The organism is Bacillus cereus group sp. MYBKT14-1 (assembly GCF_051915185.1).
Classification (GTDB): Bacteria; Bacillota; Bacilli; order Bacillales; family Bacillaceae_G; genus Bacillus_A; species Bacillus_A cereus.
Map to the genome: position 1 here is coordinate 91481 of NZ_JBQAEF010000013.1, position 23702 is coordinate 115182.

Consider the following 23702-nt stretch of genomic DNA (forward strand, 5'->3'; position numbering starts at 1 on the left):
CGAAAAAACACCCCACCCTCGAAATTTTTATATCAATCTTTAAAAAATTTCGGGGTGGGAATCGAACCCACTAGAACCAGTTTCTAACGCTGGTGGCGCACCATTTGCCTTCCCCATTCATCAATTTGAAAATGATAATCACGACACAAATTGATTATGGTTTCATTCAGTTTATAATCGTATAATACTTTATCTAGTCAAAAAAATAAACTAGTTTTTTTTATTTTTTTTGTAAATTATTTTTCCATCAATCATAGTTAGTACAGGCTTGGCTAAATAATGGAAAGGATGATGAGTCCATAACACGAGATCGGCGTCTTTTCCAACCTCGATGCTTCCAATTCTATCCTCTAAACGCAAATTTCGCGCTGGGAATATGGTAATTCCTTCTAGTGCTGTTTTCTCGTCTAATCCTTCTCTTACTGCGACAGCGGCACAAATATTTAAATATTGAATGGGTGTATAAGGATGATCTGTTGTTATAGAAACTTCCACACCATTTTTAGATAATATATGGTAAGTATCCCATGTCTTGTTTTTTAGTTCGATTTTAGAACGACGTGTCAGAGTGGGACCAACTGAAACCTTCAAATTATGTTTCGAAAGCTCTTCAACAAGAAAGTGTCCTTCTGTACAATGTTCAATACGTAGATCGAGGTTGAATTCCGTTGCAAAGCGTAGCGCAGAACTAATATCATCTGCTCGGTGAGCGTGGATACGTACGGGTATTTCACGACGTAATGCTTTTAAAATAGGAAGCATTCGAAAATCAGCTTCGTGCCCGTAGTGTTGTGCTTCATAGAATGATTCCCGAAGTAACCCCATAATCCCCATACGTGTAATGGATTCTTTTGTTCCATTACTATGGACTTTTTTAGGATTTTCTCCAAAGGCAATCTTTAAACCAGCAGGTTCTTGAATAATCATATGATCAATACAAGTTCCAGCTGTTTTTATTACACAAGTAGTCCCCCCGATAATATTTTGACTGCCAGGCATAACGTGAACGGTTGTAATTCCGTTTTGTACAGCGTCTTGAAAGGCGATATCCAAAGGGTGGATTCCATCTAAAGAACGAATATGTGGTGTTGAAACTTCAGATGTTTCATTGGCATCATTTCCAGCCCAACCAGTGCCTTCATCATAGAGACCAAGGTGAGTATGGACATCAATAAAGCCAGGTAAGAGATGGAGTGCTCGTGCATCTATAACGGTCATATCTTGAGTAGGTTGAATAAAAGGTTTGACCTCGGTAATTCGCTCTCCTGTAACGAGTACATCGCCTTGAAACTTTTGAGATGTAATAGGGTATACAATGGCTTGTTTGAGCAATATTTTCATAGGTACCTCATTTCTGTTACTTTATAATGCTAATGGAAGTTAAGGGAAAGTAACTGAAAGGTTATTTGTATGGTAATGCTTCGGATCCTAGAAAATGAAAGTTTTGAAAGAGCCCATGTAAAATTGTGTTTTAGAAGTACTACATTGTATGCGAAAGTATATTTTGTAATGCATGGTCTATTGCCGGAAATGTGTATTGGTATCCATGTTCAATTGCCTTAATGGGTAATACACGTTGCCCTTCTAGTACAAGTATGCTCATTTCACCTAATAAAGTTTGAATGATAAATGAAGGTACAGGCAACCAATGAGGCTTGTTCATTATAGTTGCAATGTTTTCTCCAAATTCCTTCATTCTTATGGGTGTTGGTGCTGTCATATTAAGAGGACCATCAATTTCTTTTTTGTGTATGATGAAATCCATCATACGGACGACATCGTCTATATGAATCCATGATAACCATTGTTTCCCAGAACCAATGGTGCCGCCGATATAGAATTGATAGGGAAGTAGCATTTTTGGAAGAGCTCCTCCATTTGCACCTAATACGACTCCAAATCTTGCGTAGATTGTTCGTATTCCGAGAGAACGTGCTTTAGATGCTTCTTGTTCCCATGAATATACTGTATTTGCTAAAAAGTCATTTCCAGGAGTCTCATGCTGTTCTGTAAAAGACTCTATTTCAGATGTTCCGTAGTATCCAATAGCACTTGCGTTAATAAATGTGTGTGGCTTTGTATGGAGTCCCTGCAATTGTTTAATGAGTCCTTTTGTTGTTTGAATTCTACTGTTTAAAATGGCTTTCTTTTGTTGCTTTGTCCATCTACTATTAATAGACTCTCCGGCTAGATTAATAACTACATCAATAGAAGAGAGGGGGAAGGTTTGTAAATCTGGTGTCCATTGAACATACTGAAGGTTAGGGTCGGAAGTTTCAGTAGTTTTTTTTCGTGTGAGAATGTAAACAGTATATCCTTTTTGAATAAAAAAAGTAGAAAGGGATTTACCGATAAAGCCTGTACCACCAGAAATTGCGATTTTCACAAGTATTTCCTCCTCATTATATATATTCTTGAAAAGAAAAAATGTTCCTCGACTATGTTAAAATAATAGAGAGGTGAGAGTATGGCTGTCATTACAAAAATAGAAGTACAAAAACGATCGAAAGAACGATTTAATATTTATATTGATAAAGGTCAAGGCGAAGAGTACGGATTTAGTGTGGATCAAGTAATCTTAATAAAACATGGATTACAAAAGGGCTTAGAAATTGATGAAATCGAGTTAGGGAATATTTTGTACAATGAAGAAGTACAAAAAGCATATTTACAAGCAATCTCCTATTTATCCTATCAAATGAGAACAAAACAAGAAATAGAAGATTTTTTACGAAAAAAAGAAGTGGGACAGGCCATCATCTCTGAAGTCGTTTCGAAATTATTACATGACCGATATATTAATGATAAAGAGTATGCTGTTTTATATACGCGAACGCAAAGTAATGTGAATCGAAAAGGTCCAACTGTTATTAAAAGAGAGTTATTAAATAAAGGTGTTCAGGATTTAATTATTACACATAGTTTACAAGAATATCCGAAGGAAAAGCAAATTGAGAATGCCTTGTTTCTCATAGAGAAGAAGAAAAAATCTTATCAAAAACATTCTTTTTTACAAATGAAACTAAAGTTAGATGAGATGCTTGTTCGAAAAGGATATTCTAGAGAAGTAATTCAAATTTGTTTGGAAGAATTGAAAGACGAAAAAGATGACGAAAAGCAACAAGAAGCGTTACACTATCATGGGAATAAATATTATGAGAAATATAAGAAGCATGATGGATGGACATTTGAAAACAAGATGAAACAAGCGTTATATCGAAAAGGATTCTCTATTGATGAAATCGAGATATTTTTGCAAATGAAACGCGAAGAGGAATGAGGAGAATAAGATGAATATGCCAAAACGCTACAGTGAAATGACACCGCATGAGCTAAGGGAAGAAATTGGCGCTTTGAAGGAGCAAGCAGTAAAAGCTGAGCAGCTTGGGATTGTCAATGAATTTGATGTATTAATGAGAAAAATGGCAATGGCTCGTGCTTATATGACGGATATAAACAAGTTCCATATTGGTGAAACATATGAATTAGTAGAAGAACCTGGTGTATTATTTAAAATTACGTATTTCAATGGGGTATTTGCTTGGGGATATAAGCAAAATGATAATGAAGAGATTGGCATACCAATTTCCTTATTGCAAGAAAAATAAAAACCAGAGAGCACATATCTCTCTGGTTTTCATCTTTGGTAGGCGTTAAAGGAGATAGGAGATTCTAAAATTGGCGTTTTTTACATTCATTTGCCAATATAATGAGAGACTGGGTTTGTTGCGTCTGTCCGTTAACTTGCGCTTTCGCATGTTTTGGACGAGTCCACGTATGGTTAAATAATTCAGAACGACTATCTAAGCGATCACGGTAGCTCATCTTTATCACCTCGTGTAGGAAGTTAATTTAATTTGTACTACTCTTCCTGCTGATTTGCAGCACGCATACGTTCTTGTGGGTGCGTGTTAATTGTGCCGTTAGGTCGTTTCGAAGCGAAGCGTGATTTCGCTTTCGGTTGACCGTCGATTTTGCTGTTGTTTTTTGACTCAGACCAAAATTCGGCTTGTTTACCCATTGCGAACGCCCTCCTCATTATCGGTTGATACCTTTTTAAGAAGTATCAATTATAGAATGTGCAAAATTGAAGAAACTATCCTTTAGAAATGAAGGGATAAATAGGTAAAAGGAGATTATAATATGAATGATATTTATGAAACATTAACGAAAGAATTATTAGACAAGAATGACAAGCTTTCTTACGCACAAGCTCGTGCGTGGGTTGAGTTACTATGGGAAGATTTTCAAACAACTTATGCAAAATCAGGTCGTTATCAAGGCGATGAAATGACGGAACAAGTGGTACGATCATGGATTAATAATCATGGTGTACGCCTTCATGAAATGCGGACAAATAATCCGAAGTATAGTCATTTAATTAATCAAGAAGATCATTTGAAACATTAAAAAAAGCGACTTAAGTCGCTTTTTTTAATGTGGAAGTAATTCCAGTTTTTTTCGAAGCTTTTCTTCACTAAAGATCCATCCTGTATAGGAATTAATAATATTTAAATTGTGGTCGAGCTGAACGATTGCAACAAATGGATAATAATCTTTACTTCGATATCGTAAATCAATGAATCGTACTTCATAATAATGGTCATGATCAAAAATATCCCAGCGATATACAGGAGAGAAAGATAGGAAGGCTGAGATGTTTTCATCTTGTTTAGCTGCTCGCATAATATTGTTGTCTGGGAACGGTACCCGATCGAACTTGTCATATATCATGATGTTACCACGGTGCCATCTCGCAACGTAGTAATAATCAGCCGTAACGACTGCTAAATGGTAATGATAAAATCGGTAAGAAGGAGAAATGATAATCTTTTCGACATTTTTGAAACGTTTGTGTACAACGCTTCTTATATTTCTGTGCATCATAATCCGTCCGATATAGTAAACAATCATTAATATATATGCCGCTAAAGCTGTATATCCCTTATGAGAACCGACGAGCATGCAAGCAATTGCAAGTATATGGATAAAGAAAATTACGGTATCGAATGTATTAATTATGCCAAGTGCGACCCATTTTTTTGTGAAAGGTCGTAATGCTTGTGTACCATAGGCGTTGAAAATATCTACAAAGACGTGAAGAAAGACGGCAATAAATGACCAAAGTAGTAGATGAAGATATGGAGCTTCTGAAAAGAAGGCGAAAGAGATGCCACTTATAAGGAATGACCAAAGAATTACCGCGGGAATAGAATGAGTAATCCCACGATGATTTCTTATATATTTAGCGTTATTACGCAATTTTAGAACTGTGTCAATGTCAGGAATGTTGGAACCAGCAATTGTAGCAAGCATAACAGCTTGGGGGCCAATATCACTTTGTGCTATGGCTGGATCTAATGTTGCTAAGCTACCTAAAGTGATACCCATAACAAGGTGAGTGGCTGTGTCCATAGAAATCCACCTCCGTTTTTTATTAATGTAACTCTTTTTATTCGATACCTCAAGTCCTTTGCCTTCTATTTCCTATGTCATCTTACTTAAATTTTTTCCTAAAATCTTTATAATAGTACTTATATGCAAAAAAATGAGGGGGATCAAGTTTGACACTTGAAATACTAAACAATTTTAATATAGAGCAGTTTCAAAATGATTTAATTGGTTGGTTTGAAGAAGAACAGCGTGACTTACCGTGGAGAAAGAATAAAGATCCATACCGTGTTTGGGTTTCTGAAATTATGTTGCAGCAAACAAGAGTAGAAGCTGTAAAACCATATTACGCAAATTTTATGGGGAAGTTTCCTACACTTGAAGCGTTAGCGAACGCAGATGATGAAGAAGTATTAAAAGCATGGGAAGGTTTAGGATATTATTCTAGAGCACGTAATTTACATGCGGCAGTAAAAGAGGTAAAAGAAGTATACGGCGGGGTTGTACCAAGTGATGTAAAGAAAATTGAAAAGTTAAAAGGAGTAGGACCATATACAAAAGGTGCTATTTTAAGTATCGCATATGGTATACCAGAGCCGGCAGTTGATGGAAATGTTATGCGTGTATTATCTCGTATTTTATCAGTATGGGATGATATTGCAAAACCAAAGACTCGAAAAGTTTTTGAAGAGATTGTGCGTGAAATTATTTCAGTAGAAAACCCATCTTATTTTAATCAAGGATTGATGGAATTAGGTGCATTGATTTGTATTCCTAAAAATCCATCGTGCTTACTTTGTCCTGTGCGTGAGCATTGCAGAGGATATGCTGAAGGTGTTCAAAAAGAATTACCAGTAAAAAGTAAAGCGAAAGCTCCTAAAATGGTACCTATTGTTGCAGGCGTACTTCAAACTGAAGACGGTCGTTACGTTATTAATAAACGTCCAAGTACAGGTTTGTTAGCTAACATGTGGGAGTTTCCTAATGCTGAACTTGGAGAAGGTATTCGAAATCAGAAGGAACAGCTTATAGATTATATGAAAGAAAAATTTGAGCTCGAGGTTTCTATTGATGAATACGCAATGAATGTACAACATACGTTTACACATCGTACTTGGGATATATTTGTATTTTACGGAAAAGTAACCGGTAATATTGTTGATACAGATACATTAAAATTTGTATCGAAAGAGGTATTTGAGCAATTACCTTTCTCAAAATCACACCGTACTATTTATGAAAATTGTGTGGAGAAAATTACAATGCAATAAATAAAAAAGTGTTCCCAATCTAGGGAACACTTTTTTAATCGTAAGAAATTTTTGTCCCATGAGTCCAACTAGCTTCACCTTCTTGTAAGCCGCCTCTTGATTCAATTTCTACTACAATTTCTTTGTAAATACTCTGCCCTTCTACATTTAAATAAGGCAGAACCTGTTGTAGTGAGTGATGAAAATAAGCTAATTCATCTTCTTTCCATTCATTTTTTGAAATCATCGTTAGTTCAGTCATATCGCGTCCTATATACATATTTCCACCTCCATTTCTTATAGTTTGAATAAGTAACAAAAGATATATGCGGAAATTATTCAAAAGAAAATTACGGATAGCTTCTAAGTGAATTGGTTACATTATTGATTGTGGAGGTGAGAAAGATGAGTAAAAAACAACAAGGTTATAACAAGGCAACTTCTGGTGCTAGCATTCAAAGTACAAATGCTAGTTATGGTACAGAATTTGCTACTGAAACAAATGTACAAGCAGTAAAACAAGCAAACGCACAATCAGAAGCAAAGAAAGCACAAGCTTCTGGTGCACAAAGTGCAAACGCTAGTTATGGTACAGAATTTGCTACTGAAACAGACGTGCATGCTGTGAAAAAACAAAATGCTAAGTCAGCTGCAAAACAATCACAATCTTCTAGCTCAAATCAGTAATGAAAGAAAAACACTTCTCTAATTCGGGAGAAGTGTTTTCTTTTTGCGTGGATCGTTGTAATGAAAAGAAAGCGAACGACATAACTTCTAATAAGTCAACAAATGTAGTCAAAGGAGAAGGAAGTTAACAATTAGAATTATGTAATTAGGAATAATAACTGATGAATAAGTCCAAAAGGGGGTAAGTAATGAACGATTTTGATAAGTTGGTAGGGGAGCAATTAGAAACGATGGATGAATTGTTAAAGTTACAAGCACATCTAGAGAAGTATCAACAAATTGAAATGAATGAAAAAGATACGTGCGATAAAAAAGAACTGCATTTTATCCGCCAGGAAATATATAGAACAGAAGTAGCGTTGAAGATGTTACATGAGAAATTTGAAGAGCAAACGAATAGTGTAATTCAATCTTTTGCAACTGAAAAAATGATTTCAAATTTAGGATAAGACATATTGTTATCTTTAGGTGAAAAGTCCTTCTTTGTATGGAAATAGAGAAGGGCTTTTTCTATTACATGTCCTCGCTTATAAATAATACAGTACAATCCTTTTATCTCCTAAGAAGCGGTGGGGCATAGTATTCAACGATAAACCTCCTACATATTCAGTTTGAAAAATAGAGTCTTATCCCTTTAGTTTTAAAATTTCGACAAAAAAGTTATAATAGAAAAAAAGTGAATGCCGTTCAAAGGGCATTTGCAGTTGAAAGAAGGGAGCATATATGGGATTTCCCAAAGAAGGAGAAAAAGTACAAATACATAGTTATAAACATAATGGCTCCATTCATAGAATGTGGGAAGAAACAACAATTTTAAAAGGGACACAGAGTCTTGTAATCGGAGCGAATGATCGTACAGTAGTTACAGAATCGGATGGCCGAACATGGATTACTCGTGAACCAGCAATTTGCTATTTTCATGCCAACTATTGGTTTAATGTGATTGGGATGCTTAGGGAAGATGGCGTATATTATTATTGTAATTTAAGCTCACCTTTTGCGTATGATCCTGAAGCATTAAAGTATATTGATTATGATTTAGATATTAAAGTATATCCAGATATGACATATACGCTTCTAGATGAAGATGAGTATGAAAAACATAGTGAAATTATGCAGTATCCACCTGTTATTGATACAATTTTAAAACGAAATGTAGCACATTTAACACAGTGGATTCATCAAAGAAAAGGTCCATTTGCACCAGATTTCGTAGATATGTGGTATGAACGATATTTAATGTACAGAAATTAAAACAAACCTGCAGGGGGCTTCCCGGCAGGTTTGTCCTATTAGAGGGGGGATTATGTGCAAGGCATAAAAAGATATTTACAATTTGTTAAACCATATCGGTGGCTTATTGCTATTACAATTATTATTGGACTAGTTAAGTTCGGTATCCCACTTATTATGCCGTGGTTATTAAAGTATATTATCGATGATGTAATTCAAGGCGCTGGCTCACTTCAAGATAAAACATCTCAATTAATAACAGCGATTGGAATTGCTTTCTTTATTTTTGCGGTATTAAGACCACCGATTGAATATTATCGTCAATATTTCGCCCAACGTATCGCAAATACAATACTGTATGATTTGCGGAAGCATATTTTCGGTCACTTACAAAAGTTAAGTTTACGTTATTACTCCAATACAAAAACAGGGGAGATTATTTCGCGTGTCATCCATGATGTAGAACAAACGAAAGATTTTGTAATTACTGGTTTGATGAACGTCTGGTTAGATACTGCAACAATTGCTATTGCTATCATTGTTATGTTTTCTATGAATATAAAATTAACATTTGTTGCGTTATTGATTTTACCTATTTATGTAATTGCTGTGAAATATTTTTTCGGACGTCTTCGGAAATTGACGAAAGAGCGTTCACAAGCGTTAGCGACGATGCAAGGGTATTTGCATGAACGTATTCAAGGAATGCAAGTGACACGTAGCTTTGCGTTAGAAGAGTACGAGGGGAAGCAGTTTGAAAAAAGAAATAATGAATTTTTAACGAAAGCATTAACCCATACAAGTTGGACGGCAAGAACATTTTCGGCAGTAAATACGTTAACCGATTTAGGTCCGTTACTTGTGATTGGTTTTGCAGCATATGAAGTAATTCAAGGACAGTTAACGCTAGGAACGATGGTAGCTTTTGTTGGATATATGGATAGTTTATATAGTCCGCTTCGCCGCCTTGTTAATTCATCTACAACATTAACACAATCTTTTGCATCGATGGACCGTGTGTTTGAACTGTTAGATGAAAAATACGATATTGTTAATGTGCCAAATGCGGTACAAACGAAAAAATTAAATGGAGAAATTGTATTTGACAATGTTTCTTTTCGTTATAATGTAGATGAAAAAGAGATATTACACAACTTGTCATTAACTATGCAGCCTGGAGAGAAAGTAGCGCTTGTAGGAGCAAGTGGGGGAGGAAAGTCATCTCTTGCTAGTTTGATCCCGCGTTTCTATGATGTTTCTGAAGGCGCGGTTTATGTAGATGGCATAGATGTAAGAAAGTATAATATGAGAAATTTGCGTAGCCATATTGGAATTGTACTGCAAGATAATTTATTGTTTAGCGATACAATTGGAGCTAATATTTTATATGGAAATCCGAAAGCTACAGAGAAAGAAGTGATTGCAGCTGCCAAAGCTGCGCAAATTCATGATTTTATTATAGACTTACCAGATGGTTATAATACTGTCGTTGGAGAACGTGGTGTGAAGCTATCGGGCGGGCAAAGACAACGCGTGGCAATTGCACGAGTGTTTCTAAAGAATCCTTCGGTACTTATATTAGATGAAGCAACTTCAGCATTAGATTTAGAAAATGAAAGGTATATTCAAGAGGCGCTTCAGACGTTAGCTGCTGACCGGACAACGATTATAATTGCACATCGATTAGCGACGATTACGCATGTTGATACGATTATTTACATTGAAGACGGTGAGATTAAAGAGACTGGTTCTCATGAAGAGTTAATGCAAAAAAGAGGATTTTATTACAATTTATATCAACTTCAACATATAACAGAAACAGCTCCTTTAGCATAAAAGGAGCTGTTTTTTTATTCGTCTTCTTTTTTATCATCGATTTGGAGTTCTTTTTCTGGTTTATGGTATGTGTAGAAGCTATCTACAAGCAAATCTAAATGCTCTACTTCTTCACTATAGTTAATGATGGAAGAAATAAGAGGGAAGAGATGTAACCATGTTTTATATGCTTCTTCATCGTCTTTATTTTGATATTCCATAAAGATATCAATTAATTCTTGTTTACCTGTTTCAACTTCATCAAGCATTTCGACTGATTGTTGTTTTTTTGCTTTACCAATAAATTTTAATAAAACTTGTTCATGATAATGCGTTAATGAGTCAAGTTCGTTTTGGATAGATTCCTGAAATTCTTCCGGCATATAGCGCAGTTCATTTTCAGTACGGTGTAATGATTTTAACGTACTTAAAGCACGGCTTGTTGTCGCTAACATTTGTCTGAATAAAACGAGCTTACGAATTTTTGCGAACTTTACTTTTTTCGTGTAGCTTCTTTCTTCTTTATACAGCAAATAGTAATGGTTTAGTTTGATCATTTTTTCTTTCATACGATCAATATCAGTTTTTAGCGTTGTAAAATCAGAAGCCTGCCTGCTATTCATTCGAATCCATTTTACAATTTCTTCTGTATTATCAACGATACGATGATAAAGTTTTGTTTCATATTTTGGCGGCATAAATACTAAATTTACAAGTGAAGCCGCAATAATACCAATCATAATCGTCGCAAATCGAAGTAAGGCAAAACTAAAGAAATCTTCGCCTTGATACTCCATAATGGCGATAACTGTTACTAAAGCAATTGATATTGTGTTTTCTAATCGTAATTGTAATGTAAGAGCAATTACTAATATACATGTTAATCCAATAATAAAAGGATTATGTCCAAAAGCAGTAGCAAATGCGATAGCAAATATCGCACCAATTACATTTGCTTGAATTTGTTCAAGTGCTGTTAAATAAGAACGGTATACAGACGGTTGAACAGCAAAGATAGCTGAAATTCCCGCAAATACCGGACTCGGTAATTGAAGTAAAATACAAGCAAATAAAGCTAACGTGATGGCAATACCCGTTTTTAAAATGCGAGCACCAAGTTTCATACCCTTAATAAGATCCTTTCTCTTGTCATAATGAATGTACAACATGATACTATACATTCATTACAATATGTTAGCAAGTGATATTTTAGTGACGTTAAAAGAAATTAGTGTTCATTTTATCCCGCTAATTGTGAGTAGTAAGATTCACGCCTCAAAATTCAGAAGCTGGATGCCGGTAAACGTCCGATTGTTGTAGGCTAATTAAAGTTTCACTTTATAATTTTTCCTAATTCCTTTTAAACATCAGTTTTTAGTAAAAAAACCTGCTGAATTTCAGCAGGTCTCAAATTGTTACTATAGATTACTATGAGAAGCGTACTTCGTCAATTTTTTCTTAATAATGAAAATTACTCTTTTTACTCTGTTGAGATAGATGGATCTGCCTGTTCTTTTTTCGGGATAATCTCAAAAAACTTGTTCTGTATATCATCTAATAAGGGTGTTAACAAAGCAACTTCCTCATATTGCTCGTGCTCGTTTAGTACACGAATATAGTCTAGCAATAATTCAGTTACATCTTTCAAACCATTTTTACTAATTGGTTGTAATGTAACATTTGCGCCTTTTGCGATTCTTCTTTTTAAGGCCTGTTCTGTTAAGCCTAAGTTTGAATCACGACGCAAATAAACAACACCGCCAGTCATGCCAGCGCAAATCCATGGACCAGGGTCACCTAAAACAAGCGCTCGCCCGTTTGTCATATATTCAAAAGCAAAACCTTTAATATTGGAGTATGCACCTATATTTCCTTGCTCTTTTTCACGGAGTGGTTTTGTTATTCTACCTCCAATTATCATGTCTGCCCCAGAAAGGCGAATGCCAGCGCGAGCATCAGCGTTCCCTTGTACGTATAGTGCCCCTTTTTGTGCACCATATCCAAATCCTTTTCCGACAGAACCGTTATAATATACTCCGTCTTTTCCTTTTGATTTCGTTATATAAATCCCACCACCAAAGGAAGTTTTACCAATGCCATCTTGTGCGCCGCCATTTACGTGTATAAATAAATTTTCACTATTGTAAGCACCTAACCCATTTCCGGGAATAGAACCATTCGTATACTTTAATGTAAGTGGTTCAAGTTGAGTAGCTTCATATAGTTTACTGCGAACGCGATAACATGATTCTAGACCACCCATAACGCGTTGCTCTACACCAACGCCTACCAATTCTTTTGAGTCAGCGGAATGAACTGTCTTAAATTGTTTTTCCGGTACGCCTTCTGTTGTTGTAACAGATGGATGTTCTATTATTTGTAGTAAATTACGTAAGTTTAATAAATTTTCGCCTCGAACTTGCTCTAATAAATCAGAACGCCCAACAATTGCTTGTAAATTTGTATAACCAAGCTGTCCTGTTAATCGTTTTAGTTCTACACCGAAAGAGGTGAATAAATTTAGCAGGCCAGCAACTGCGCTTTCTAATTCGCGTGGGACGAAGCGGCGTAACCCATGTTCTTTTGCTTGTGCTTCAGACTCGATTTGTGTCGCAATTCCAACATGGCAAGTATCTAGATGGCACCCACGGCAAGTAGTACAGCCGATTGCAATCATTGATAGTGTGCCAAATCCAATACGGTTTGCTCCGAGGAGCATGATTTTCAAGGCATCATTTACACTTCGAATACCACCATCTGCCCAAATCTCTACTTTATGTCTCATGCTTGCTTCTAATAAAGCGTTGTGAGCGGCTTTAACACCAATTTCTACAGGGAGACCTACATGCTGCAATGCGTGAATACGTGCAGCACCTGTTCCGCCATCGAATCCGCTAATGTTAATAAAATCAGCGCCAGCTTTGGCGATACCGACAGCAATTGTTCCGATATTAGGAACAACAGGGACTTTCACGGCTACTTTGGCAAGTTGATTAGCTGTTTTAATTTCTGTAATCATTTGAGCTAAATCTTCAATTGAATAAATATCATGGTTATTAGAAGGCGAAATTAAATCTGAGCCGATTGTCGCATTACGTGCTTCAGCGATTTTGGCTGTCACTTTTGAACCAGGTAAATGCCCACCTTCCCCAGGCTTTGCGCCTTGACCGATTTTGATTTCAATTAAGTTTGATGAGTTTAGTAGTTCGGCATTTACTCCAAATCGCCCAGATGCTACTTGTTGTCCACGTGTATGTGGATATTTTCCAATCATATCTTTAATTTCGCCGCCTTCACCGTTCAAGCTAATCATATTTAGCTGATCGGCTGCTTCTGCATATGCGCGAAAGGCAATTTCGTTTTGAGAACCAAATGACATAGAACTAATAATAAATGGTAAATTATGATTTTTGATGCCGATAGATACTTCTTCAGTTGGAACGACATGTTTTGTTTGTTTCGTTTGAACAAGGTGTCTGATTGCGATTGGATTATTCTCTTCTAGTTCACTTAACTTGTCACGGTAATCATCATAAGAATTTCCTTTTGCAACATCGCCGATTGCTTTCCAAATTCGCGGGAATATATGAAATGATTTTCGCATTCTAATTTTAGGATTGTTATAATCCTCTGCTCGTATTTTTGCATCTTCAACAAGTGATTCAAGTGAAAAGGCTAAATCATTTGAACCGAAGAAATTTGTAATCTGTAATATATTTGCGATTTCTTCATGTAATCCAATAGATGAATAGAGACGTCCGTAACCACGTAACTCATGAATTCCAATTGTTGAAATGACTTTTTCTAATCCTTTATTAAGTGCAGTATATAGATTCGTAATTGGTGTTTTTGTTCCATCATTTACAGTCGCGAATAATAAATATGGATTAATACCATCTGCTCCTAATCCATATAGCGTGACAATGTCATGTAAGGAGCGAAGAGCACCAGAACGTATAACGAGAGAACAATTGCGGCGTAATTTATTTTCACTTAATGCTTGATGTACTTTAGCAGTAACTAAATGTGGATCAATCCACAATCGTTCATTTAGATGGGCTTTTGCGTCATCTAATACTAGTAGGGAAGCGCCATTGTTAACAGCAGCTATCGCTTCAGAACTAATGCGGCTTAATGCGCATTGCAGAGTTTCTGACGAGCTGAATGTAGCAGAGATTGTGGCGATAGAGTTATGAGTCTTAAATAGCTCTATGAGTTGTTCGTACGTAATTGTGTGTAATTCCTCTGCAATAGGTTGTGCCACGCTGCCTTCTAAAATAATTGGTGAAAGCATTTCAACTACAAATGGCCGTTTTGCGCCGCTTAATAAACTTGGACGCTCTCCAAGTACAGTACGTGTAGAGAAGTGTTCAATTTCACGGTCACGGTCAATTGCAGGGTTTGTAACAACAGCTACACTTTCTTTAATAAAGTCAGCGATATTTCGTCTATCAGTATCGAGTGCGGCAAGTGGTGAGTCATGCCCAAGTGAGCGTATTGGCTCAACGCCTTTTGTTGCCATCTGTTCAAGAAGTTGAATATGTTCTCGGTCCCATCCGAAAGCGACGTATTGTTTCGTTTCAACTTGAACAGAATCACATAGCCCTTGGATTTTTTTCGTTTCAGGGATAGATAAATTTAAATGGTAATTGGTAGTATCAATTCGCTTTTTAAAACGGTTATATACTTGGATTTGATATTTGTCATATTCATAAAGAACAAGTTCATCTTGTTCATTCCATTTTAATCCGACTTTTTCTCCAGGAGCGAGTGGTTTTGGTTCTGCTACATATTTAGTTGGTGATACAACTCCAGGTTCAGAAGAGAAAATATAAGAGCGCTCTGTCTCTACTTTCCATACTGGGCGTAATCCAAGGGAATCAACGCTGAAAACAGCTTCATCTTTAAAACGGGAAATGATGCCAGCTGGTCCTTGTGCAAAATGTCCCCATGCTTCACGTATATACGTATATAAATCTTGTAAAGGTGTTTTATAAAGTTTAATTTCATTAATAATTGGTGGGAATAGAATTTCCATTGCTTCAAATAAGCTGTAGCCGTATTGAACAAGTAGGGTTTCTAAGGTGCGGTTTAAATCTTGAGAGTCACTGCCTCCTGCAGTAAGTGGTACATCAATCATTTCAGCTTGATCGCGTAATTTCGCAATTGTGTTAATTTCACCATTATGTCCGAGAATGCTAAATGGTTGTACACGAAAAAAATTAGATAATGTATTAGTAGAGTAGCGATTATGTCCTAATGTCATAGTTGAAGCGATAAGCGGATGTTGTAAATCATTATAGTAGGCAACAAGCGTATCACCAGCACCTAGAACTTTATATACAACATGATCATGACTTAATGAAGCAACATGAATTGCTTCATTTTCCTCTATTTTTATTGTGACAGAAAATAATGTTTGCTCAATATTTATAATTTCGTTTTCTGCGATAAGGGCAACTTGCCAAAATAAAGGTTCTTCTTGTTTACCAAGTGGACCGAGCGCATCTGAGTTTGTTGCATCGTCACTTTCGAAAATAATAGTAAAGTTTTTGTTGTTTAATTGCGTACGAATATAATCTTTTAAGGCAGTAATGTTTTCTTTTTTATTTAGAAAAAAATGTCCAACGATAAAGTGGGGATGATCCACAATCGTTGGATTATATCCGCTACTTTTTAGTTTTTCATTCCAAAGTGTTTTTGGTATATCAATGTGAATGCCGATGCCATCGCCCTCGCCATTAATGAAACCAGCTCTATGATTCATTTTGACGAGTGATTGTATGCAAAGGTCAATGTTTTCTTTTGTAGCAATTTTTCGTTTCTCCATAACGGAAACGATTCCACACGCATCATGTTCTGCATTTCTATAATCTCGAAATAAAGACGGTGTCCATGTATTTTTTTTATTGAGCATCCGTCAATCCCCCCTCTTGTAAAAGTTAGAATAATCTTACTATTTAAGGCGCAAATCACCTTGTACACAGAGATAGTAATGCTGTAAAAGAATATAAAACAGATAATTATGAATAATTATACTATTAATACGTAATTTATGAAATAGAAAAAAGGAAAAAAGAAAGGTGAGCTTTCTTTTTTCCTTTTAATGACGGGATTATTTATTGTCTGCTAGGGCAGCAAATGCTCTGCCGACAGCTTCGATTGTATATTCAATATCTTCTTTTGTATGTTCTGTAGTTAAGAACCATGCCTCGTATTTAGAAGGTGCTAAGTTAACTCCTTCTTGAAGCATAAGCTTGAAGAATTTACCGAACATTTCACCGTCTGTATCTTGTGCGGCATCGTAATCTTCAATTGTATTAGTTGTGAAGTATACAGTTAAAGCCCCTTTTAGACGATTTAATGTAATGTCGATATTATGTTTCGCTGCTTGCTCTAAAATTCCTTTTTCAAGCATTGCACCAAGTTCATCTAATTTCTCATAAAGCCCTTCTTGTTGAAGTACTTCTAGACAAGCGATACCTGATGCCATAGAAGCAGGGTTTCCTGCCATTGTACCAGCTTGGTATGCAGGTCCAAGCGGAGCAACTTGTTCCATAATTTCTTTCTTACCACCGTAAGCACCGATTGGTAAGCCGCCGCCAATAACTTTACCAAGCGCTGTTAAGTCAGGTGTAACACCAAGTAAGTCTTGAGCACCGCCGTACATAAAGCGGAAAGCAGTAATAACTTCATCATAAATTACTAGTGCGCCAGCTTCGTGAACAAGTTCATTCACTTTTTCAAGGAATCCAGGTTTAGGCTCTACAATACCGAAGTTTCCAACGATCGGTTCTACAAGGATAGCTGCTACTTCATGACCCCATTTATCTAAAGCTTCTTTTAAAGTTTCTACATTGTTAAATGGAACGGTAATAACTTCTTGTGCGATACTTTGTGGTACGCCAGCTGAGTCAGGAGTTCCTAAAGTAGAAGGGCCAGATCCAGCTGCCACAAGTACTAAATCAGAATGACCGTGGTAACAACCAGCAAATTTCATGATTTTTGTGCGACCTGTATAAGCACGAGCAACACGAATCGTTGTCATCACTGCTTCTGTACCAGAGTTTACGAAACGGACTTTATCTAATGCAGGCATTGCTTCTTTTAACATTTTTGCGAATTTTACCTCTAGCGCTGTTGGTGTTCCATAAAGTACCCCATTTTCAGCAGCTGTTGTAATTGCTTTTGTTATATGCGGATGAGCATGTCCAGTAATAATAGGACCGTATGCTGCTAAATAATCGATATATTTATTTCCGTCTACATCCCAGAAATAAGCGCCTTTCCCACGTTCCATAGCAACAGGAGCGCCGCCGCCAACTGCTTTAAAAGAACGAGAAGGACTGTTAACACCGCCAACGATATGCTCTAAAGCTTCTTTATGTAATGCTTCTGACTTTGTGAAATTCACTACAATTCATCTCCTTACAAAAATCTATGTATTATTCTAACATGTTTTTCGAAAAGACGTATTGTTTGTGATAGCGAAGGCAGTTGGGTAAACTATTCGTTGTGACATTTAGGAGGGGGGTCCGATTATGAAATCGGTAATTGAGGTACAAGGGTTACGTAAAGAGTTTACAGCCTATTCAAGTCGTCCGGGCTTAAAGGGTGCATTTCGCGATTTATTAAATCGTAATTATAAAATAGTACCAGCAGTAAATGATGTATCTTTTACTGTAAAGCAAGGTGAAATGGTTGGTTATATCGGTGAGAACGGTGCTGGTAAATCAACAACAATTAAAATGCTTACGGGGATTTTAACTCCGACATCAGGGCAAATCACAGTAAATGGAATGAACCCACATAAACAAAGAGAAGAATTTGTAAGAACAATTGGTGTTGTTTTTGGACAGCGTTCGCAACTTTGGTGGGATATTGCAGTACAAGAATCGTTTCGTTTATTAAAGAAAGTGTATGGTGTATCAGACGCTCAGTATAAGGAGCATATGGAGCACGTAATTGAAACGTTAGATATAGGGCCCTTATTAGATAAACCAGTTCGAAAATTATCTCTTGGTCAAAGGATGCGTTGTGAATTAGCGGCAGCCTTAATTCATAATCCACCGTTATTATTTTTAGATGAGCCAACAATTGGGTTAGATGTACTTGTGAAATTGAAAATACGTGAATTTTTAAAAGAAATGAATGAACGTTATAAAACAACAATTTTATTAACAACACACGATATTACTGATATTGAAGCTTTATGTGAGCGCGTTATCATGCTGGATGAAGGAAATATTATGTATGACGGTTCTTTAAATAATCTTCGTACGCAGTGGGGAGCGGAGAAGGAAATTCACTTTCAGTTTGTTGCACCAGTTTCCTATCAGGCTTTATCAATGGTTATGCCAGATAATCATGTCGTTTGGTCGAAAGCAAAAGAGGAAAATGCATGGGTTGCAAAAATTCCGAATGAAGAAGTTATTATTTCAATGCTTATTTCTAAAGTAGTACAAGCCTTTCAAATTAAAGATTTAAAAATTAACGAAGTGTCTACAGAGGAAATTATTCGTAACATTTATGAAGAGGGTATTACGCATGGGTAAGTATATTGAAATGATTCGAATTCGCTTTTTAATGATGCTTGCGTATCGTACAAATTACTATAGCGGGATTTTAATTTATACGATTAATATCGGTGCTTACTATTTTTTATGGCAAGCAATTTATAGCGGAAAAGAGAATATTGAAAGTTTATCTATTTCGCAAATGACCACGTATATCGCAATCGCGTGGATGGCACGTGCCTTCTATTTTAATAATATAGATAGGGAAATTGCGATGGAGATCCAAGAAGGACGTGTGGCTGTAGAATTAATTCGTCCGTATAACTATTTGGGAATGAAAGTTATGCAAGGTCTTGGCGAGGGAATATTCCGTTTTGCCTTCTTTTCCATTCCAGGCATGGTTATCGTTACGTTATTATTTTCGTTGCAAATTACAACAAATTTTCAAACTTGGTTATATTTCTTCTTATCTTTAATATTTAGTTTTATTATTAATACACAAATTAATTTAATGACGGGAATGCTTACGTTTTTCCTATTTAATAATAGTGGGATTATGTATGCAAAACGCGTTGTTATTGATTTATTTTCAGGTCTATTATTACCAATTAGTTTTTATCCGCTATGGGCCCAAAAAGCAATGATGTTTTTACCGTTTCAGGCTATTAGTTATATTCCAAGTATGATTTTTTCTGAAGGTATACAGGGGAGTAAGTTGTATGAGGCTTTAGTATTTCAAGTGATTTGGGCGATTGTACTTATTATTCCAATTGTACTCATGTGGAGAACGGCGAGAAAACGTCTAATTGTACAAGGGGGATGATGAGATGCTATATATAAACTTATTTTTACAATATGCAAGTCAATATATAAAAACAAAATTGGAGTATCGAGGCGATTTTATCGTTGGTTTACTTTCTGATTTATCGCTTCAAGCAGTTAATTTAATATTTATTCTCGTTGTATTTGGGCATACACAAGCATTGAAGGGATGGAGTCGAGAAGAAGTAATCTTTATTTATGGTTTCTTTTTAGTACCATTTGCCATCTTTTCAGCTTTCTTTAATATATGGGATTTTAATGATCGATACATTATTAAAGGGGAGATGGATCGTGTATTAACGCGGCCGATCCATAGCCTATTTCAAATTATATTAGAAAGAATGGAACTTGAATCTTTAATTGGAGCTATTACAGGGATTGTTGTAATGGGATATGCAGCTGTGGAGTTACAATTATCTTTTTACTGGTATGATTTCTTCTTATTTATATTGATGGTAGGAGGAGGAGCACTTGTATATGGAGGGATATTTGTTACGCTGGCGAGCCTTGGTTTTTGGTCGGATGCGAAAAGTTCAATTATGCCTCTTATGTATAACATAGGTAATTACGGGCGCTATCCTGTTAATATTTATAATCGTGTAATTCGTTTCATTTTAACGTTTGTTTTACCGTTTGCGTTTGTTGGAGTATATCCAGCGGCATACTTTTTAAGAAAAACAGAATGGAATAGTTATGCATTTGCGACGCCAATTGTTGGTGTTATCTGTTTTACGATTGCAATTACCCTCTGGAACCAAGGGGTAAAAAGGTATCGTGGCGCGGGTAATTAATTATAGAAGCTTGTTCGTTTCTAAGGGATAAATCAGTTCTCCACCTCATACATATAAAATGAGGTGGAGGACATGTTATGGGGATTTATTCTATTAATTGCAGCAATCGCTATTTTGAAAAGTGTCCAATTATTATGGAGTTCCTATTCAGATTCAACGCGTTTTTTTTCGCTCTATAATTTGGCCACATTATTTTTAATCTATACAACAGTACTAATTGCATTTGGATTAAGTTACGTTGTATTAGAGGAAATGGGTTTTGCAGTTTTGAAAGAGGACGGAGAAAGTTTGAACGCTCATTCTTTTCAACTCGTCGAAGTTTGTTTATATTTTAGCGCAGTTACTTTATTGTCTGTTGGATATGGTGACATATCTCCGATTGGAATTGGGCGATGGATTGCAATCGCAGAAGCGCTAATTGGATATACACTCCCTTTTGCTTTTGTGATGAGGTCTGTAATAGACAATGAAAAATAAGGAAGCATTTGTTATAGTAAAGGAAAAGAGTAGGAGTGATAACTATGATTACAGTAGGAGAAATGGCACCAGAATTCACATTAGAGGGAAGTAACGGAGAAGAAGTTCGCCTAGCTGATTTCCGCGGTAAAAATGTAGTTCTCTATTTTTATCCGAAAGATATGACGCCAGGATGTACAACTGAAGCATGTGATTTTCGTGATGCGTATGGAGTATTTCAAGAGAAGGATACGGTTATTCTTGGAGTAAGTCCTGATTCAGCGAATAGACATTTGAAATTCATTGAGAAACATGAATTGCCATTTACACTTTTAGTAGATGAAGATCATAAAGTAGCAGAGTTATACGATGTTTGGAAGTTAAAAAAGAACTTTGGGAAAGAGTATATGGGAATCGAGCGTTCTACATTCCTTATTAATAAAGACGGTGAACTTGTAAAAGAGTGGCGTAAAGTGAAAGTGAAAGGACATATTGAGGATGTTCTTTCTTATATAAAATAAATCTACATTGGAGATAAAATATGCAGAAACAAGGCAAGTGTCTATACATATTTTACTGCCTTACATAAAGTGGAAGTGTAGGGCATACCTCCTCAGATGATAGTATTCCAAGTGCGATTATGTCGCACTTTTTTCTATGGAATATATGAAGAAAAAAGGGAAAGATACATAAAAACAAGTCCTGAATATAAAAATAAACTACATACTTATAGTAGAAATATTGACGATTTATAAGAAAAGGAGTACACTCTTTATAAGAATTATAAAATAATAATCCGTATAGAATCGGGGTGCATGACGGTGGTCAAAGAAGAATTAAAAGAAGCGCTAGAAATGCTGAAAAATACGGGTGTACGCATTACTCCACAGCGTCATGCTATTTTAGAGTACCTTGTGGAATCAATGACGCACCCAACAGCGGATGATATTTATAAAGCATTAGAAGGTAAGTTTCCAAATATGAGTGTTGCAACTGTCTATAATAACTTACGTGTGTTTAAAGAGGTTGGACTTGTAAAGGAATTAACTTATGGAGACGCTTCAAGTAGATTTGATTATGTTACAAGTCAACATTATCATGTGATTTGCGAAAAATGTGGTAAGATTGTTGATTTTCCTTATGGAGGCTTGGAAAAGCTGGAAGAGGAAGCTGCGAAAACGACAGGCTTCGTTATCAATAGTCATCGCTTAGAAATTTATGGCGTTTGTCCAGAGTGTCATAAGGCGTAATATATAATAAAGAAAGAGGCTGACGGCTATACGTCAGCCTCTTTCTTTATTATATAAGGATTAGCGTGAGGTTAATCGGGATTTACAGTGCTAAGTTAGTAAGAAGGGTTAGATAAAAGTTTGTCGAATTTACTTTGTATTGGTGGAAATGAATTCTTGGAGGGGACATTTTGAAGAAATATGAGATTAAAAATAACATTCCAACATTGGAAGAATATAAATATTTATGTGATTCTGTGGGATGGACTAACTATATGAACTTTGAGGTGGCGGAAATATCACTTCAAAATTCGATTTACTGTATAACAGTCAAGGATAATAATCAAATCATCGGTATGGGGAGAATTGTTGGTGATGGGGCTATCTATTTCTATATTCAAGATATAGTGGTTCATCCAGAGTATCAAAAGAATGGTATTGGAAAGAAAATAATGAATACTTTAGTAGAATACTTAAATGGGAATGCTCCAGATAAAGCATTCATTGGTTTGTTTGCGTCGCAAGGTAAAACATCATTCTACGAAAAATATGATTTTAAAGATTATTCGCCTAATATGACAGGGATGTTTACTGTTATTTCGAAAAAATAGGTGTAATAAATTTAATAAAACAATTAAAAAGTTGATTTTTTAAGAAATCAACTTTTTAATGAGTTGAAACGTTTGTAGTTTTGCAAATTCGTATTTCCCTTGATACTTATGATTTATAACTCTTCTTATTATACTTTTCATCAAATTCTTTTCCTTCTAGATCTCGATCTAGTGTTAAAGGTTGATTGCAGTGCATACATGCATCGACACGGCCGAGCATTTTGGTTGGCTTATCACAGCTTGGACAAATAATTTGGATAGTCTTAGTAGATAACATACCAATCCAAAAGTAAACGACAGTGCTAGCGATAACAGCTAAAAAGCCAACCATCATAAACGTTGTCATAATAATAATGTTTTCGCGGAAAAAGACACCTAAGTATGCAATGAAGAGGCCGATAAATACTAAACTTAATGCAAAGGTCCGGATTTTATTGATTTTGTTTGAATACTTAATGCTCATTCTCACCACGCTCCTATACTAATAATATAACATAAAATTTAGAATTTTCACTCTCGTGTAAATTGATAAAGAGGTAAGATATGAAATGAATAGGAGGGGAGCCAAGAATGAATGGATGCTATAATGATTTTTACAGCGGTTTTTAAGTTTTTAACGGGATGTGAAATTTTTTTATAAAAAGTATTGACCCTGTATATACTGCATGATATATTAATAACCGTCGCTGATGCGGAAACGCAGAAAACGACAAAAAAGAAATTAAAAAACTTAGTTGACATTGAAAAATGAAGATGTTAACATAAGGAAGTCGCAAATGAGCGACTAAGTAGTTCTTTGAAAACTGAACGAAACAAACAACGTGAAACGTCAATTTTTATTTTAGATGCTAGACAAACTAACTTTATTGGAGAGTTTGATCCTGGCTCAGGATGAACGCTG

25 protein-coding genes are annotated in these 23702 nt (G+C 35.8%); 15 read left to right on the plus strand and 10 right to left on the minus strand.

What is annotated here, in order from left to right; translation table 11 throughout:
• Positions 1 to 210 precede the first annotated feature (210 nt).
• Complete coding sequence (locus tag ACTFO4_RS24160; RefSeq protein WP_000698319.1) at positions 211 to 1341, minus strand: amidohydrolase; 1131 nt, start codon at positions 1339 to 1341, stop codon at positions 211 to 213.
• A 139-nt stretch (positions 1342 to 1480) separates the two neighbouring features.
• The gene (locus tag ACTFO4_RS24165) at positions 1481 to 2386 is read right to left on the minus strand and encodes a TIGR01777 family oxidoreductase (RefSeq protein ID WP_000684382.1); all 906 of its coding nucleotides are present in this window, start codon (positions 2384 to 2386) and stop codon (positions 1481 to 1483) included.
• A gap of 81 nt (positions 2387 to 2467) precedes the next feature.
• Here ACTFO4_RS24165 and recX point away from each other — a divergent pair, with 81 nt between their 5' ends.
• Together recX and ACTFO4_RS24175 are read left to right on the plus strand one after the other, a co-directional pair.
• Positions 2468 to 3280, plus strand: coding sequence for a recombination regulator RecX (gene recX, locus ACTFO4_RS24170; protein ID WP_000268502.1), 813 nt, complete (start codon positions 2468 to 2470; stop codon positions 3278 to 3280).
• A gap of 10 nt (positions 3281 to 3290) precedes the next feature.
• Complete coding sequence (locus ACTFO4_RS24175) at positions 3291 to 3608, plus strand: YfhH family protein (protein WP_001057020.1); 318 nt, start codon at positions 3291 to 3293, stop codon at positions 3606 to 3608.
• 64 nt (positions 3609 to 3672) lie between these two features.
• On the opposite strand, the gene ACTFO4_RS24180 is transcribed toward ACTFO4_RS24175, so the two are convergent.
• Entirely contained in the window at positions 3673 to 3825 is a 153-nt protein-coding gene (locus ACTFO4_RS24180; RefSeq protein WP_000122093.1) for a YpzG family protein, read from the minus strand.
• A 37-nt stretch (positions 3826 to 3862) separates the two neighbouring features.
• Complete coding sequence (locus tag ACTFO4_RS24185) at positions 3863 to 4021, minus strand: small, acid-soluble spore protein K (protein WP_000517891.1); 159 nt, start codon at positions 4019 to 4021, stop codon at positions 3863 to 3865.
• A 122-nt stretch (positions 4022 to 4143) separates the two neighbouring features.
• On the opposite strand from ACTFO4_RS24185, the gene ACTFO4_RS24190 reads away from it, so the two are divergent.
• Positions 4144 to 4410, plus strand: coding sequence for a YfhJ family protein (locus ACTFO4_RS24190; RefSeq protein ID WP_000998166.1), 267 nt, complete (start codon positions 4144 to 4146; stop codon positions 4408 to 4410).
• Positions 4411 to 4434: 24 nt separating this feature from the next.
• Here the strand turns inward: ACTFO4_RS24190 and ACTFO4_RS24195 are convergent, their stop codons facing one another.
• Positions 4435 to 5415, minus strand: coding sequence for a metal-dependent hydrolase (locus ACTFO4_RS24195; protein WP_000379111.1), 981 nt, complete (start codon positions 5413 to 5415; stop codon positions 4435 to 4437).
• Positions 5416 to 5564: 149 nt separating this feature from the next.
• On the opposite strand from ACTFO4_RS24195, the gene mutY reads away from it, so the two are divergent.
• Positions 5565 to 6662, plus strand: a complete 1098-nt coding sequence (mutY, locus tag ACTFO4_RS24200; RefSeq protein WP_000171397.1) for an A/G-specific adenine glycosylase — start codon at positions 5565 to 5567, stop codon at positions 6660 to 6662.
• A 34-nt stretch (positions 6663 to 6696) separates the two neighbouring features.
• Here the strand turns inward: mutY and ACTFO4_RS24205 are convergent, their stop codons facing one another.
• Complete coding sequence (locus tag ACTFO4_RS24205) at positions 6697 to 6921, minus strand: hypothetical protein (RefSeq protein ID WP_000275436.1); 225 nt, start codon at positions 6919 to 6921, stop codon at positions 6697 to 6699.
• A 125-nt stretch (positions 6922 to 7046) separates the two neighbouring features.
• Here ACTFO4_RS24205 and ACTFO4_RS24210 point away from each other — a divergent pair, with 125 nt between their 5' ends.
• The 4 genes from ACTFO4_RS24210 to ACTFO4_RS24225 all read left to right on the plus strand — a co-directional run bounded on the left by ACTFO4_RS24210 (position 7047) and on the right by ACTFO4_RS24225 (position 10397).
• Positions 7047 to 7328, plus strand: a complete 282-nt coding sequence (locus ACTFO4_RS24210; RefSeq protein ID WP_000039035.1) for a gamma-type small acid-soluble spore protein — start codon at positions 7047 to 7049, stop codon at positions 7326 to 7328.
• 188 nt (positions 7329 to 7516) lie between these two features.
• Complete coding sequence (locus ACTFO4_RS24215; protein WP_000997575.1) at positions 7517 to 7777, plus strand: YgaB family protein; 261 nt, start codon at positions 7517 to 7519, stop codon at positions 7775 to 7777.
• A gap of 274 nt (positions 7778 to 8051) precedes the next feature.
• The gene (gene ntdP, locus ACTFO4_RS24220) at positions 8052 to 8582 is read left to right on the plus strand and encodes a nucleoside tri-diphosphate phosphatase (RefSeq protein WP_000506622.1); all 531 of its coding nucleotides are present in this window, start codon (positions 8052 to 8054) and stop codon (positions 8580 to 8582) included.
• 54 nt (positions 8583 to 8636) lie between these two features.
• A complete protein-coding gene (locus tag ACTFO4_RS24225) occupies positions 8637 to 10397 on the plus strand; it encodes an ABC transporter ATP-binding protein (RefSeq protein WP_017673810.1) in 1761 nt (586 codons plus the stop codon).
• Between the two features lie 14 nt (positions 10398 to 10411).
• Here the strand turns inward: ACTFO4_RS24225 and ACTFO4_RS24230 are convergent, their stop codons facing one another.
• From ACTFO4_RS24230 to hemL, 3 genes are all read right to left on the minus strand, one after another.
• Entirely contained in the window at positions 10412 to 11500 is a 1089-nt protein-coding gene (locus ACTFO4_RS24230; RefSeq protein ID WP_000765787.1) for an aromatic acid exporter family protein, read from the minus strand.
• 356 nt (positions 11501 to 11856) lie between these two features.
• A complete protein-coding gene (locus ACTFO4_RS24235) occupies positions 11857 to 16293 on the minus strand; it encodes a glutamate synthase-related protein (RefSeq protein WP_242259670.1) in 4437 nt (1478 codons plus the stop codon).
• 198 nt (positions 16294 to 16491) lie between these two features.
• Positions 16492 to 17790 (minus strand): glutamate-1-semialdehyde-2,1-aminomutase, encoded by a 1299-nt coding sequence (gene hemL / locus ACTFO4_RS24240; protein WP_001011863.1) that lies wholly within the window; start codon positions 17788 to 17790, stop codon positions 16492 to 16494.
• Positions 17791 to 17917: 127 nt separating this feature from the next.
• On the opposite strand from hemL, the gene ACTFO4_RS24245 reads away from it, so the two are divergent.
• From ACTFO4_RS24245 to ACTFO4_RS24275, 7 genes are all read left to right on the plus strand, one after another.
• Positions 17918 to 18931 carry an ABC transporter ATP-binding protein gene (locus ACTFO4_RS24245; RefSeq protein ID WP_000843655.1) on the plus strand — a complete coding sequence of 338 codons (1014 nt, stop codon included), beginning with the start codon at positions 17918 to 17920 and terminating at the stop codon, positions 18929 to 18931.
• Positions 18924 to 19715, plus strand: coding sequence for an ABC transporter permease (locus tag ACTFO4_RS24250; protein ID WP_000521519.1), 792 nt, complete (start codon positions 18924 to 18926; stop codon positions 19713 to 19715). Before ACTFO4_RS24245 ends, ACTFO4_RS24250 begins: the two co-directional genes overlap by 8 nt.
• A 4-nt stretch (positions 19716 to 19719) precedes the next feature.
• Positions 19720 to 20505: an ABC transporter permease gene (locus tag ACTFO4_RS24255; protein WP_000965773.1), complete on the plus strand. Its 786-nt coding sequence runs from the start codon at positions 19720 to 19722 to the stop codon at positions 20503 to 20505.
• A gap of 72 nt (positions 20506 to 20577) precedes the next feature.
• Complete coding sequence (locus ACTFO4_RS24260; RefSeq protein WP_000964343.1) at positions 20578 to 20982, plus strand: potassium channel family protein; 405 nt, start codon at positions 20578 to 20580, stop codon at positions 20980 to 20982.
• Positions 20983 to 21026: 44 nt separating this feature from the next.
• Positions 21027 to 21482 carry a thioredoxin-dependent thiol peroxidase gene (gene bcp, locus ACTFO4_RS24265; RefSeq protein ID WP_000633710.1) on the plus strand — a complete coding sequence of 152 codons (456 nt, stop codon included), beginning with the start codon at positions 21027 to 21029 and terminating at the stop codon, positions 21480 to 21482.
• A 300-nt stretch (positions 21483 to 21782) separates the two neighbouring features.
• Positions 21783 to 22211 (plus strand): peroxide-responsive transcriptional repressor PerR, encoded by a 429-nt coding sequence (gene perR / locus ACTFO4_RS24270; protein ID WP_000237829.1) that lies wholly within the window; start codon positions 21783 to 21785, stop codon positions 22209 to 22211.
• Positions 22212 to 22381: 170 nt separating this feature from the next.
• Positions 22382 to 22801, plus strand: coding sequence for a GNAT family N-acetyltransferase (locus ACTFO4_RS24275; RefSeq protein WP_000759737.1), 420 nt, complete (start codon positions 22382 to 22384; stop codon positions 22799 to 22801).
• Between the two features lie 106 nt (positions 22802 to 22907).
• Here the strand turns inward: ACTFO4_RS24275 and ACTFO4_RS24280 are convergent, their stop codons facing one another.
• Positions 22908 to 23264 (minus strand): YgzB family protein, encoded by a 357-nt coding sequence (locus tag ACTFO4_RS24280; RefSeq protein ID WP_000025058.1) that lies wholly within the window; start codon positions 23262 to 23264, stop codon positions 22908 to 22910.
• Positions 23265 to 23702 lie beyond the last annotated feature (438 nt).

Bases quoted from the DNA above. Each gene is read 5' to 3' on its own strand.
- ACTFO4_RS24160 (WP_000698319.1), bottom strand. From the start codon at position 1,341: ATGAAAATATTGCTCAAACAAGCCATTGTATACCCTATTACATCTCAA.
- recX (WP_000268502.1), top strand. From the start codon at position 2,468: ATGGCTGTCATTACAAAAATAGAAGTACAAAAACGATCGAAAGAACGA.
- ACTFO4_RS24175 (WP_001057020.1), top strand. From the start codon at position 3,291: ATGAATATGCCAAAACGCTACAGTGAAATGACACCGCATGAGCTAAGG.
- ACTFO4_RS24180 (WP_000122093.1), bottom strand. From the start codon at position 3,825: ATGAGCTACCGTGATCGCTTAGATAGTCGTTCTGAATTATTTAACCAT.
- ACTFO4_RS24185 (WP_000517891.1), bottom strand. From the start codon at position 4,021: ATGGGTAAACAAGCCGAATTTTGGTCTGAGTCAAAAAACAACAGCAAA.
- ACTFO4_RS24190 (WP_000998166.1), top strand. From the start codon at position 4,144: ATGAATGATATTTATGAAACATTAACGAAAGAATTATTAGACAAGAAT.
- ACTFO4_RS24195 (WP_000379111.1), bottom strand. From the start codon at position 5,415: ATGGACACAGCCACTCACCTTGTTATGGGTATCACTTTAGGTAGCTTA.
- ACTFO4_RS24205 (WP_000275436.1), bottom strand. From the start codon at position 6,921: ATGTATATAGGACGCGATATGACTGAACTAACGATGATTTCAAAAAAT.
- ACTFO4_RS24210 (WP_000039035.1), top strand. From the start codon at position 7,047: ATGAGTAAAAAACAACAAGGTTATAACAAGGCAACTTCTGGTGCTAGC.
- ACTFO4_RS24215 (WP_000997575.1), top strand. From the start codon at position 7,517: ATGAACGATTTTGATAAGTTGGTAGGGGAGCAATTAGAAACGATGGAT.
- ntdP (WP_000506622.1), top strand. From the start codon at position 8,052: ATGGGATTTCCCAAAGAAGGAGAAAAAGTACAAATACATAGTTATAAA.
- ACTFO4_RS24230 (WP_000765787.1), bottom strand. From the start codon at position 11,500: ATGAAACTTGGTGCTCGCATTTTAAAAACGGGTATTGCCATCACGTTA.
- ACTFO4_RS24235 (WP_242259670.1), bottom strand. From the start codon at position 16,293: ATGCTCAATAAAAAAAATACATGGACACCGTCTTTATTTCGAGATTAT.
- ACTFO4_RS24245 (WP_000843655.1), top strand. From the start codon at position 17,918: ATGAAATCGGTAATTGAGGTACAAGGGTTACGTAAAGAGTTTACAGCC.
- ACTFO4_RS24250 (WP_000521519.1), top strand. From the start codon at position 18,924: ATGGGTAAGTATATTGAAATGATTCGAATTCGCTTTTTAATGATGCTT.
- ACTFO4_RS24255 (WP_000965773.1), top strand. From the start codon at position 19,720: ATGCTATATATAAACTTATTTTTACAATATGCAAGTCAATATATAAAA.
- ACTFO4_RS24260 (WP_000964343.1), top strand. From the start codon at position 20,578: ATGTTATGGGGATTTATTCTATTAATTGCAGCAATCGCTATTTTGAAA.
- bcp (WP_000633710.1), top strand. From the start codon at position 21,027: ATGATTACAGTAGGAGAAATGGCACCAGAATTCACATTAGAGGGAAGT.
- ACTFO4_RS24280 (WP_000025058.1), bottom strand. From the start codon at position 23,264: ATGAGCATTAAGTATTCAAACAAAATCAATAAAATCCGGACCTTTGCA.